The 11,585-nt window shown below is 40.9% G+C and carries 13 protein-coding genes; 3 read left to right on the forward strand and 10 right to left on the reverse strand.

Translation table 11 applies throughout. The annotated features are described in order from the left end of the window. Positions 1 to 229: 229 nt before the first annotated feature. Positions 230 to 733: a hypothetical protein gene (locus KIK04_RS08050; protein ID WP_232277753.1), complete on the forward strand. Its 504-nt coding sequence runs from the start codon at positions 230 to 232 to the stop codon at positions 731 to 733. Between the two features lie 438 nt (positions 734 to 1,171). Here the strand turns inward: KIK04_RS08050 and bla (KIK04_RS08055) are convergent, their stop codons facing one another. Further along, positions 1,172 to 1,981, reverse strand: coding sequence for a subclass B1 metallo-beta-lactamase (gene bla / locus KIK04_RS08055; RefSeq protein WP_442951144.1), 810 nt, complete (start codon positions 1,979 to 1,981; stop codon positions 1,172 to 1,174). A gap of 49 nt (positions 1,982 to 2,030) precedes the next feature. After that, on the reverse strand, positions 2,031 to 2,882 hold the full coding sequence (gene bla / locus KIK04_RS08060) for a subclass B1 metallo-beta-lactamase (RefSeq protein ID WP_232277754.1): 852 nt from the start codon (positions 2,880 to 2,882) through the stop codon (positions 2,031 to 2,033). Between the two features lie 264 nt (positions 2,883 to 3,146). On the opposite strand from bla (KIK04_RS08060), the gene KIK04_RS08065 reads away from it, so the two are divergent. Beyond that, positions 3,147 to 3,857: an FHA domain-containing protein gene (locus KIK04_RS08065; RefSeq protein WP_232277755.1), complete on the forward strand. Its 711-nt coding sequence runs from the start codon at positions 3,147 to 3,149 to the stop codon at positions 3,855 to 3,857. Positions 3,858 to 4,157: 300 nt separating this feature from the next. After that, positions 4,158 to 5,117 (forward strand): leukocidin family pore-forming toxin, encoded by a 960-nt coding sequence (locus KIK04_RS08070; RefSeq protein ID WP_232277756.1) that lies wholly within the window; start codon positions 4,158 to 4,160, stop codon positions 5,115 to 5,117. A gap of 172 nt (positions 5,118 to 5,289) precedes the next feature. Here the strand turns inward: KIK04_RS08070 and KIK04_RS08075 are convergent, their stop codons facing one another. From KIK04_RS08075 to KIK04_RS08110, 8 genes are all read right to left on the reverse strand, one after another. Further along, positions 5,290 to 5,934, reverse strand: coding sequence for an HAD family hydrolase (locus KIK04_RS08075; protein WP_232278654.1), 645 nt, complete (start codon positions 5,932 to 5,934; stop codon positions 5,290 to 5,292). A gap of 377 nt (positions 5,935 to 6,311) precedes the next feature. Continuing rightward, positions 6,312 to 6,638, reverse strand: a complete 327-nt coding sequence (locus KIK04_RS08080) for a hypothetical protein (protein WP_232277757.1) — start codon at positions 6,636 to 6,638, stop codon at positions 6,312 to 6,314. A 2,149-nt stretch (positions 6,639 to 8,787) separates the two neighbouring features. After that, positions 8,788 to 9,207 carry a hypothetical protein gene (locus tag KIK04_RS08085; RefSeq protein ID WP_232277758.1) on the reverse strand — a complete coding sequence of 140 codons (420 nt, stop codon included), beginning with the start codon at positions 9,205 to 9,207 and terminating at the stop codon, positions 8,788 to 8,790. Then, positions 9,185 to 9,847 carry a hypothetical protein gene (locus tag KIK04_RS08090; RefSeq protein ID WP_232277759.1) on the reverse strand — a complete coding sequence of 221 codons (663 nt, stop codon included), beginning with the start codon at positions 9,845 to 9,847 and terminating at the stop codon, positions 9,185 to 9,187. The genes KIK04_RS08085 and KIK04_RS08090 overlap by 23 nt, the downstream gene beginning before the upstream one ends. Before the next feature lie 124 nt (positions 9,848 to 9,971). Further along, on the reverse strand, positions 9,972 to 10,319 hold the full coding sequence (locus KIK04_RS08095; protein WP_232277760.1) for a winged helix-turn-helix domain-containing protein: 348 nt from the start codon (positions 10,317 to 10,319) through the stop codon (positions 9,972 to 9,974). 163 nt (positions 10,320 to 10,482) lie between these two features. After that, a complete protein-coding gene (locus tag KIK04_RS08100) occupies positions 10,483 to 10,986 on the reverse strand; it encodes an SMI1/KNR4 family protein (protein WP_232277761.1) in 504 nt (167 codons plus the stop codon). 131 nt (positions 10,987 to 11,117) lie between these two features. After that, the gene (locus KIK04_RS08105) at positions 11,118 to 11,369 is read right to left on the reverse strand and encodes a helix-turn-helix transcriptional regulator (protein WP_232277762.1); all 252 of its coding nucleotides are present in this window, start codon (positions 11,367 to 11,369) and stop codon (positions 11,118 to 11,120) included. Further along, entirely contained in the window at positions 11,366 to 11,569 is a 204-nt protein-coding gene (locus tag KIK04_RS08110) for an aspartyl-phosphate phosphatase Spo0E family protein (RefSeq protein WP_232277763.1), read from the reverse strand. The genes KIK04_RS08105 and KIK04_RS08110 overlap by 4 nt, the downstream gene beginning before the upstream one ends. Positions 11,570 to 11,585: the final 16 nt, after the last annotated feature.

The raw sequence follows: 11,585 nt of genomic DNA on the forward strand, positions 1-11,585 counted from the left end.
ACCTCCACATTTTGCGGTGATCGACCTAAGAAGCCGTTCTATGACAAAAATTAGCCGCATCGTTATTATTTCAGTTTACACAAAATATGACCTGCATAGAAGGTGCAACGACAGTTATTTATTTATAATAAGTTTAAAACGGTGTAAACAGGTTGAAAATGTGCAGTCATCCCTTTAAGATATGGATAAATGCATGATTTACCAAAAATAACTAGGAGGACTTGAATAGATGTTAGTCAGAAAAATGACGAGCGCCTCTATCTCAGCCACATTGACACTTTTGATCATTGCTGCTTGCTATCCGGCCCCCTTGTATGAACACCCCTTTGTTAACGTTGAAACTTATGCAAATTCGTTTATCGGCATATTGCCCATTTACATGATTTACATCATGCCAGTTATGTTTCTCTATGGCAGTACAACCTCTGCACTTACTGAAAAAATGACCTCACTGTTAAACATACCATATAAATCAGTTTTTGCATGGCTTCTCCATTCCGCATTCGGCGTATTATTTTCTGCCGTTCTCATCTTTGTCATTATAGATGAAGCCGTTTCAGTGTTTGCCATATGGTCAATCGTGACGATTCTGGCCGCTAGCTTGTATTATGTCACTGATATGTGGCTGTATACTCGTTACGACAATATGTCTCTCCCACTCTCATGCGTGCTTATTAGTCTGCTCACACCACCGTCCCTTTTTATTTTAAGCCTTGCTGCCCTGCATATATAACTAAACGATACATAACATCATAAAAAGTGAAGGGAGTCGGTGCCTCGTGACAAGATGGTATGTGTTCTTAGGTGTGAGTATTTACTTATTTCTCACGTTAATGTTTGATGGCGGGGACGCTTATACCCTGTGGTTTATCATTATTATCGCCTTTCTATTATCTATTGTTAAGAAACTCAACAAACTATTGCAACATTTTGAAAATAATAAGGACTCGCGCATGTAATGGGAATGAGGATGGCGACAACATACTCTGTATCGTGGCAATTGCGGATGAGAAAGACTGATAGCCTTTAACAACAATTACTGTTGTTAAAGGCTATAGTCGTATATAAGGGGAAGTTGCATTACATATCCACCTTAAAGGGAAGGGGGGCAACTTACGAGGGTGCGTTAATTCATTAACTATCCAAGTCATATCCTATCCAAATCATATCGCTAGTTCGTTGCTTTAAGTAAGTCTATGGTGTGCGTCAATAAGCGTGCATCTCCTGAATCTCCATGACCAGGCACAACAGCCTTGATGCCGTTGTATTTCTTACTTACTTTTTTGATGGCTTGTGGCCATTCCGCCACATACGAGCCGGGCGTCTGCACGATTGATTTCGAATCCAAGGACTTTACTAAACATCCTCCAAATAGCATCTTATGCTGTGGCAACCACACGACGATATTATCTTCCGTGTGCCCTTTTCCCGGGTAGAACGTTTCCACCTTTACATCGCCAAACTGCAGCTTGGACACGTTCTTTAAGTCCCCAAGTGGTCGTTTAAACCCTTGCTGCTCGGCTAAATCAGCAGTTAGCGGTGTGCTATGTACCTTGACCCCTTTATTACTTAGTGTCTTCATGCCTCCTACACGATCATCGTGGGCATGTGTGACAATGGCGGTTGTGACTTCTTTTTTAGGAAATTGCTTCTTTAACAGTTGCAGCAACTGCTCGGTAAGCTCATCATTCCAAGGTGTATCAATAAGCACTAAGCCTTTAGATGTCTCAAGAATCAATCCATTGGCAGGGATACGATTTCCACCGATTACCCCAATGCTTGTATGCATCCATACATTCGGTTTAAGCTGCTTAATAGATACATCATTCACTTGATTTTTGTTCGTTGTATGCTCTACTTTTTCTACTGTTTCTGTCGCATGCGCATATGTCTGCATCGTTCCACCCGCAAAGATACTCCCACCTAATAATGCTGCGCAGACCCCTGTTTTTAACAACTTTGCACTTTTCAAAATAATCATTCCTTCCACGTTGTGTAGTCTATTGTTGAGTAACCTATTGATGTGCAATCTATGTGTTATTGCTCTTGCTCACTAACTCAATCGAACGGTTCAATAGCCCGGCGTTCCCCCATTTACCGTGACCAGGAACGACAAGTTTGGCTTGCCCATACTTATGTTTGACGCGTAGCAACGATTCTGGCCATTCCGCCATATTCGCATCGGCTACATTCCCTAGCGCCTTGGCATCTTGCCCAAGCACTAAACAACCGCCGAACAACGTATTCGTTTGCGGTAGCCACACGACCACATTATCCTTGCCATGCCCCTCGCCGGGATAGAACACTTCAAACTGTGTCCCGCCTACCATAAACTGCGGCTCCCCATCCAAGAATGCGTTTGGCTCTGCATAGCCCGCTTCTTTCGCCAGCCTTGCCGTCATATCCGTGCTTCGCACCTCAATGTCGCGTTCAATCAAACCACTAACGCCGCCCATTCGATCCTCATGCGCATGAGTTACAATAGCGAGTACAACTTTTTGCTTAAAATACGACTCAATCATATGAACAAGTTGCCCTGCCAGCTTATCGCTCCAAGTCGCATCTAGGAGTACGATGCCTTGCTTGGTCTGCACAATCAGGCCATTGGCAGGCACTTTGTTCCCATTTATCGATTTATAGCTCGTATGTATCCATACATTTTTGCCTGCTTTTTTTAAGATCACTTTGTTATCCATGCTCTTAATTTCAGTCACTAGTCCGGAAAAAGAGCTCAACTTGGTCGGCATCGCCTGAAGCTTGATCGTGTCGGATGCTGGATCCGTCTGCCCACCGCTGCACGCGGTTAAGCTCGCTGTAACAAGCATGGTTAGTGCCAGAGCTGCTATTTTTTTATATAACGATTGCTGTTTCCTCGATTTCATGTTCTTCTCTCCTGAACGGATGTAAGATTGGACTTCTCATCGACTCGATTAGCTATTTAACGACATGATATAATTGGCATATGTGATATTCTTGTTGGTAGTTCTAAGTTTGCCTGAAGAACCGATGCACAACAATGAACAGACCATTATGATTTCCTCATAAATGCCTAACATCTTATTTCTTACAGAAATGGCCTTGATTTTTACCCTCATTTGTTAAATGATTATATATATTCCTAATTGGTAAGGAGTGGCATCAATTCAATGGAGTCATTTGCCTGTCTCTACATCATAAACGGGGAGCCGTATACGGCGAATGAACGAATGAACTTAACGAAGGATGAAACGATCATTGGACGAGCTGGTAAAGATTCAGCCCCTGACATTTCGTTCGCCAACGCCTATATTTCCCGTCAGCACGCCGTCATTCATTACAAACAGAATCAAGCTTATATTACGGATCTTGGCAGTAAGCACGGTACAGAAGTAGGCGGCATGATGTTAAAGCCGTTTACACCTTATTTGCTGAATCACTCGGACGCGATCCGACTGTCTAAAGGCATGGTTGAGCTGCATCTGGCATACAACTTTGTGGATTACACGATGGAATTAGCGCCCATTTCGGTGCCAAGTTCCGATCAGCTGCTAGAGCCAACTGATGATTTGAACAACGCATTTTTCTTGGATGCGGAAAAAGGAGTTTGTTCCATCCAAGGCTCTGAAATTACCCTCTCGCAAAAAGAGTGGTGCCTGCTTCACCTACTGCACGCGAATTTGAACAGCTTTGTTTCGCTGGACCAAATTAAACGGGAAGTGTGGCCGGAGCGCGTCATCGACGACCTCCCGCATGTGGGGCTCGAGGAAGTCAACTCACTCGTATATCGAGTGCGTCGCAAAGCGCAAGGTGCGCTGCACATTAAGTCGGTGCGAGGACGGGGCTACATATTGGAACTTCAGCTGCAAGTTCACGCGTAACAGCCGCAGGCGAATTGATCGCTTGCGGCTGTTGTTTCATTGTTATATAGTAAACAAATATAGACTTCTTAATACTTACATTTATCATTCATTATTGAAAGTGAGTAAATTCGTATAAAATTAACCAATAATATACTATTTTTAATTCATTTGAATAATGGAATCCATTGTAAAAAATAACATCCCCTATTTTGAACTTCATTTCTGCATAACTCCATCCGATAGATGAATATACAAGAGCTCTTGCGCGCAAAAGATTCACTCTTGTACAACTTAATCTTTCAAAAAAGGGTGAAGTTTATGGTCAAAAATCGTTCTGTCAAAAAAGTTACGCAACTCCTTCTTGCAACCGTGATGTCCATCTCTATTTTGTTCCCAACATCTGCGGTTCACGCCACTTCGGCTCCAGCAGTCGTAGACATCGGCAAAAATGCAAAAACATTTACAAGCTATGATGTTACCGATAATAGAAATCCTGATAATTCCGTAACGTTGTCAACAAAAGTAACCGTCATTGATGATCCGAACGCGGACAAAAAAATAGCGATTATTAACACGAGCGGCAGTTACATGAAAGCGAATCCAATCGTGAACCACGAGTACATCGGTCCGATGAATTTGCGCTCTACGATGAAGTATCCTTCTGAATATCATGTGGGGTTAAAAATTGAAGATCCGCACGCGAAGTTTTACTCCGTAACGCCAACGAATGAAAACGAGGTGAGCCGTGTAACGAAGACGGTTAGCTACGGCATTGGCGGCAGCATTAATGTTTCGGAGCAGCCTTCGTTCGGGATCGAGGCTAGAGCAGACTGGTCGGATTCGATCAGCTACGACCAGCCTAGCTATAAGACAGATTTGATTAAGCAGGATACAAAAGAAGTTCGCTGGAACGTGAACTATACAGGCTACCAAGGGTATGATCGCAACTCCTATCACGGCTTGTATGGCAATCAAATGTTTATGTGGGGCCGCGCATACTTCGGCTTTGCGAATCAGAATCTGATTGGCATTGATTCCTTGTCCCAGCTGACAAAGAACGGCTTCTCCCCTTCTACGATTAGTGTCGTTATCGTAGACAAGGACTACAAAGGCGTAACTCCTGTCTATTTGGAGACAGAGAAAAAATATGACTTGTACACGTTGTACCAAGGTACATTTGGCGATATACAGTGGGTCGGTCAAAACGATAAAAATGTAAGCAGCACGTCATACGGCCGCTACATTGAAATCGATTGGAACAAGAACACGGCTAGTTAATCGTTAATACTTAAAAGCTTCTGGATATCGTTTGATTTGCCCCCTTAGAACAGACATTGGAAACTCTCCTAGGTTATCCGATCAGATTCTAGGGGGCATTTCACTTTCACTATAGGCGATAGCTTAGCGATTATCACTCGTGAAAATTGTTAGTTTGTTGCAGATACTAGCTTCATGATAGATGTGAAATGACCTGAGTTAAACTCATTTCACTCATTGAATTTATTCTCAAGTGAAACTTTTCAAAGTTGATTTCCTTTGTCACTTCATTTGGCACAATCACACATTTTAAGCCCGCTGCTATTGCAGCTCTTGCCCCATTTGCTGAATCTTCGAACGCTACGGCTTCGTCTGCGTTAATATTCAAGGCTTCGAGTGTTTTTATGTACAAAGTTGGGTCTGGTTTGACTTTTTCGACTTCGTCACCCGTTTTGATTACTTCGAAGTAATCAAGTATCTGAAGTTGTTTTAAAAATCCTTCAACCCATTCCCTTGAAGAACTTGAAGCCAAGCCTATTTTAAGTCCTAGATTTTGAGCTTCAATCAGATATTCCTTCACACCTTCTCTGATATCCAGTAGCTCCATTTTCGCTTTGTGGTTTTCTTTGGTTAAATTCATAATTATTTCGATGCTTTCTACACCTAACTTTTCTTCAATAAATGCATGTAACGCTGCATCATCCGTGCCAATGCATTTAACGAATACCTCCAAAGGAAAATCCACATTGTAGCCCTGAAGCACTTCTTTGAAAGCAAGATACCACACCGTTTCCGTATCAATAATTAAGCCGTCAAAATCAAAAACGATTGCCTTAATCAATTTTATCCCCCCTAGACATGTTTCTTAAACTGCCCGTCAGTTCAGCAAGAAGCAGCCGTTCGTCGAAGCTTATTGATTGTCTCATTTACAGTAAAATGGGACGAGACGACCAACATATTTTTCTTAATCGACGTTGTGTTCTCGTCTTCCTTGCTGTCTAGATAACGGAACCGGGCTAAATAATGTTACAGATTGTAGTCCGAATACGCGCACATCCAAGCACGCCAGAGAAAGTCATCTTCTAACTGTTGCGAGCGATAAGTGAGAAACATACAGTTAAGACCGTTGTTCCTAAGAACACGTTTTTATTCATGAGGGACTCCTAAGATTAATCAGGGCCAATTGAAAACTGGCGAGGGATATGACCAAGTCGTTCAATCAAGCGGTTTCTTTTTTTTATTAATTATTTTTAAAATCAAAAAACAAATAAGTCCGTAACATGCTAGTCGGGTGAGATCCCACCATAGTGGATACTGATCTGTAAAAAATGTGGATTCAACTGCGAAAATAGCTAGAAAGAAAACAAGTGGTACAATTGAAGCTCTCAAGTACTTTTTAATATTTTTAGTTTCATCTTGAAAATAGAAAAAAATTTGAAGCGTAATAACAAGCGCGATTGCTTTTAAGTAAGGATTTGTATCCAACTTCCCCAGTAGGAGTTGACTACCCACCATAATTATCACAAGAAGTACATATTTCATACCATGAACCTCCTTCATTCAAAAGGGCCAGACTAAGCTGGCCCTCAGGCTGTCGAGAAAGCAAAGCTAGTTCTTAACCGTTGCCACAGTGGCTATATCGCCAGATTTGCCTCGCTTTGATTTCTAACGGTTATAGATGAGCTTATTTCTCCAATTTCATTCAAAATCCAGCTGTTTTCATCGTAATAAGCGCCCTCATAACCGTTAAATTTTGAATGGGTTCATTTTCGCTGAAATAACAACTGTGGCAACCGTTAGGAGTGGAGGCAGAGTGAATCAGCTGACTACCAACCGATAAGTGCGAAGCTGCTTGCCGTTACCTCAATGAAGAGAAACTCTCGTCTTAACAAACAGAGGCTTCTCGTCAAGCTGAGAGCCAGACTAAACTGATCCTAATCCAAGCTTATAGCAGTATAAGAGCGCCGTTTCCAATACCCATTAACTTCAATTTGGAAAATGGTTTGACGGCAGTATCTTGCCATATGTTGTATGAAAAAGAAAAACAGGAAGGAACCCTACATTTTTGTTAGAGTAGTCCCTCCCTGTATCTTCAAGGCTTCTTCTTCAAGAGCAATTTACTTATAATACCGTTTCGAATTAAAATGAAAAAGACTTCAGGTAATAATACGAGACTAATAAAGTATAAAACAATAAAAGGAAGGTTGAGTGTGAGAAATTCATATCTTACTGTGGACTCTGGCCTTACAATCAGAAACAACCACAAAGGTACGGAAATCAACCACATCAACATAGTTGAAGCAATCATGCTCAGTACGTTTGCCCAAAGTAAACAAAATATGATAGAAACAATAATAGGTACAGTCATAGAGGATAGCGATCCACCTATTAATAATAAAATGAACACAACAATCGGGTATGCCAGAACAACACTCGTTTGAAAAAGCTTGCTCTTATACATAAACATCTAGACCGACCCTTCCCATTTTCACAATCCGAGTGGATTTCGACTACATCGAAACATAGTTAACCAAGAAAAATTAAATCCATTGCCACATGATACTGATTCTTATTGCAATCAGCATGTATCATCGTATTTTCCTTTTATTTAAAATGTAGACTACATATATTAGACCGAAGTAGATACCAAATTTAACAATATCTATTAGGATTGAAGTAGATCGTGCAACAACAAATTCTTCTATGCAAATGATCAAAGTTATAACCATTATGAGCTGCATAATATAAAGAGAGTAAGCTTTAAAGTTTTCTTTTTCTGCTGAAAATAATATAAAGGTAAACAGTAGCCCTAATGAAATTACGACTCTGAGATATATATTTACATCTAGAGCGACAAGTGAGAAACATACAGTTAAGAACGTTGTTCCTAAGAACACGTTTTTATTCATGAGGGACTCCTAAGATTATCAGGGCCAATTGAAAATTGGCGAGGGATAAGACCAAGTCGCTCAATCGAGCGGCTTCTTTTTTTATTAATTATTTTCAAAATCAAAAAACAAATAAGTCCATAACATGCTAGTCGGGTGAGATCCCACCATAGTGTATATTGACCTGTAAAAAATGTGGCTTCAACTGCGAAAATAGCTAGAAAAAACACAAGTGGTACGATTGAAGCTCTCAAGTGCTTTTTAATATTTTTAGTTTCATCTTGAAAATAGAAAAAATTTAAAGCGTAATAACAAGCGCGATTGCTTTTAAGTAAGGATTTGCATCCAACTTTCCCAGTAGGAGTTGACTACCCACCATAATCATCATTAGAAGTACATATTTCATACCATGAACCTCCTTCATTCAAAAGGGCCAGACTAAGCTGGCCCTCAGGCTGTCGAGAGAGTAAAGTCAGTTCTTAACGGTTGCCACAGTGACTATATCGCCAGATTTGCCTCGTTTTGATTTCTAACGGTTATAGCTGAGCTTATTTCTCCAATTTCATTCAAAATCCAGCTGTTTTCATCGTAATAAATGCTCTCATAACCGTTAAACTTTGAATGGGCTCGTATTCGCTGAAATAACAACTGTGGCGACCGTTAGAAGAGGAGGCTCAATGAATCAGCTGACAGCTCATAGGATGGGTTTAGTTTACGGCGAAATCCGCGAGGTAGAATACAAAAATGTGCGGTACATACCCGAATATAAACGAGATCGTGGTTTTTCCGTAAATACGTCCAGTCTAATCCTTTTTCTCGACAGAACGAAGTTTATCCTTATTTATAAAATAGACAAAATAAAACAACCCCGTGTACACAATTATTCTAAAGAGTTCCCATACCATAATACTGTGGTCTTCGATTAGGTAGACTTCTGTAATTAAAAACGCTGCAAAGACTAAATTTAGTTGTAAAACAAAGATGATAACAGCTTTTCTGTTCTTTGACTCAGACCATATTAATAGGCCCGAGAAAAGCCCTACAATGATAAATGCTTTGATAAAGATGTTAACTCCAAATAGATTTAGTGCAAGAATCACCACAAAAATGAACAGGGCAGTATACATATCCTTTCTTTTCATATAGTCTCCTTTCGAACCAAAAAGACCAGCATAAGACTGGTCTTTTTGAAATTTGTGATTATAGTGGATGGAGCCAACCATTTCCCAGATCCTCATGCGGTTGACTTATTGTCACTTTCTCTAGCTTTGTTCTGTCTGAGTTGCTATAAATGTACACCACAAACTTATAAACATATTTTTTGTGGTAAGAAGAATATTCTTTCACTAACTTTGTTGTTGTCCATTTGTAATTCACGAACATGGACATTATTTCGGCTGCTGTTGCAGCAGAAGCACTTATGGCCGCTTGGCTTTGCTCACCTCTAGCCCATCTGAGAGCCGCCAAAGTAACTAAAAAGCCGAAAGCATTTTTCAAGCTTGTTGTGATCGCTTGCAGTCCTTGATTCACATGATCGTTATTCGTTGTTCGAATAACTTCCCAACCAGGAGCACCAGGATCTTCCCTGTCAGCGCCTACATCACCTTGAACAGAAATGACATTCTTAATAATACTTGCTGTTGCTTCCTTTCGGTCGATTGAGTTTTGGTCAACAAAATCTGCATCGCCCACAAAAAACACTTCAATGCCATTAATGTATTCGGAGTCAACTTTGTGTATGCTTGCTGCGCTCTCGTTGTATGTAGTTCGTGCTGCCTCACTTGCATGAGCAAAAGAACTGCCCAGTGGAACAGTTAAGACACTGACTGCGACTACTGTGGAAAGTACAGTATTTAATACCATTTTGTTGCCCTCCTTGGATTTGGTGTTCAGCAATGAACACGTATATTTGAACAAGGAGATAATATCATGAAAAAAACAGCAGTTACCTTACAGTTTGTTCAGGTAAATACAAAAATGTAAAATGTCATTTTTGATTAAGAACATACCCCAACTTTCTAGCCCTAACAATGTATTTAGGTTGTTGGGGATTGTCCTCTATCTTGCTGCGGAGGCGGTATATAAACACATGTAGCTTCTGAATGTCAAAATAGCCACACTCTTCGTCACTACACCACACATGAGCAATCAAAGTGTTAAAAGGCACTACCTCTCCCATATTCCTTGCAAGTCTTTGCAGTAGTCTAAGCTCTAGGCGAGACAAGGGAATTTGCTGCTCATTTTTGATGATTAAAGACCTGTCGATGTCAATGTAGCAGTCTTTTTCCAACGTGATAAACTCGTGCCTTCCAGCCATTACAACCACTTCCTTCATGATCATAATAAAGAATCGCCCTTACTGGTAAGGACGATTCAGGTTTGTATATTAAAAAGAGAAGAGTTCAGATACAAGAGAAGTGTAAAATATGTTCCTATTGTTCTTTGCGGAAGTTTCAATAACAAACATACGAGATTACACTTGTGTTCAAACGAACAGCCTAATGTGTTGGAGTTGGTTGTGCAAGCTTCCAGTTCCAAAAATCCGCACCATTGGCGGTGATCAAATGCCCGAGCCATTGGGCGAAGCTCATCTGCAAATAATAATTTACCCAGCCCGTATTACCCGCCAAATATAAACCTGCTGCTGTATTTCGAATACAGAATCTCGTTGACTGACTTCGGGCTATGGTAAGATGGTGCGGTGATTTTTGTTCTAGCTGTTCGGCCAACTGTTCTAAGCTGAATATTTCAATTCCAGGATCTGTACCGATACTAAATAACCTAGCCCCATTATGAAGCTTTAAAAATTCGATGTAATCACTATGAAGTATAAACTTGTGTTGCTCGTAGAAGGCACGTAGTTGATCTGTGGATGCTGGTGGGTGGAATGAGAATCTAGCAACGTGCCAGACTCCATAGACGTTCGGAACAACTAAGGAATAGCGATGTAACCGCTGTTTGAGTCCATGTACAATATCGACGGTTCTGTACTTGTTGTTCACCGTAATCCCCATTTCATGGCGTAATTACATGGGATAAGGGGTTGCAGTCTCGATGGTTGTGGCTTTCGCGCATGCAGAGGGAAGAGGATCTTTGTTATGCACCATTTTGTATACTGTACATGAGTGATTTTTTAATGGCTGCGTCTATTTGGGGTAGACGTAGCCTTTACTTCGTCACAAGCAAGTGAATCACCCCCTTCAAAGAAACGTGTCCATTCAAAATTTAGTGCTTGTCCGATACGCATAGCTACAGAAACACTCGGCATCCGCCTACCATTTTCAATATTGGAATAAGAGCTGCGTTGGATCAACGACATCTTTGCGACCTCGATTTGTGTCCTAGCCCCGCGATGTTGGATGAGCCATTTGCGTGGCTGCTTCATTGTAGAACCTCCCTTTTCGTAATTCGTGACCATACACTCTTTTGAAACTGTAGTACATAAGTATCAAGTTCTTGGCTAATTTGCACGACTCGCTCGTCACTCAAGCTCTGGTGTTCATGTACAGCCCTATCCAGCTGCTTCCTTAGGCTGTTCATTTTGTATAGCAACATATCTTCGTTACTGCACTGTACCAAGCTCATCGTCTGTCACCTCTCA

Origin of the sequence: Paenibacillus sp. 481, assembly GCF_021223605.1 — a bacterium.
Classification (GTDB): Bacteria; Bacillota; Bacilli; order Paenibacillales; family Paenibacillaceae; genus Paenibacillus_B.

Coding starts and splice junctions, on each gene's coding strand:
- KIK04_RS08050 (WP_232277753.1), top strand. CDS start 230: ATGTTAGTCAGAAAAATGACGAGCGCCTCTATCTCAGCCACATTGACA.
- bla (WP_442951144.1), bottom strand. CDS start 1,981: ATGATTATTTTGAAAAGTGCAAAGTTGTTAAAAACAGGGGTCTGCGCA.
- bla (WP_232277754.1), bottom strand. CDS start 2,882: ATGAAATCGAGGAAACAGCAATCGTTATATAAAAAAATAGCAGCTCTG.
- KIK04_RS08065 (WP_232277755.1), top strand. CDS start 3,147: ATGGAGTCATTTGCCTGTCTCTACATCATAAACGGGGAGCCGTATACG.
- KIK04_RS08070 (WP_232277756.1), top strand. CDS start 4,158: ATGGTCAAAAATCGTTCTGTCAAAAAAGTTACGCAACTCCTTCTTGCA.
- KIK04_RS08080 (WP_232277757.1), bottom strand. CDS start 6,638: ATGAAATATGTACTTCTTGTGATAATTATGGTGGGTAGTCAACTCCTA.
- KIK04_RS08085 (WP_232277758.1), bottom strand. CDS start 9,207: ATGGTTGGCTCCATCCACTATAATCACAAATTTCAAAAAGACCAGTCT.
- KIK04_RS08090 (WP_232277759.1), bottom strand. CDS start 9,847: ATGGTATTAAATACTGTACTTTCCACAGTAGTCGCAGTCAGTGTCTTA.
- KIK04_RS08095 (WP_232277760.1), bottom strand. CDS start 10,319: ATGAAGGAAGTGGTTGTAATGGCTGGAAGGCACGAGTTTATCACGTTG.
- KIK04_RS08105 (WP_232277762.1), bottom strand. CDS start 11,369: ATGAAGCAGCCACGCAAATGGCTCATCCAACATCGCGGGGCTAGGACA.
- KIK04_RS08110 (WP_232277763.1), bottom strand. CDS start 11,569: ATGAGCTTGGTACAGTGCAGTAACGAAGATATGTTGCTATACAAAATG.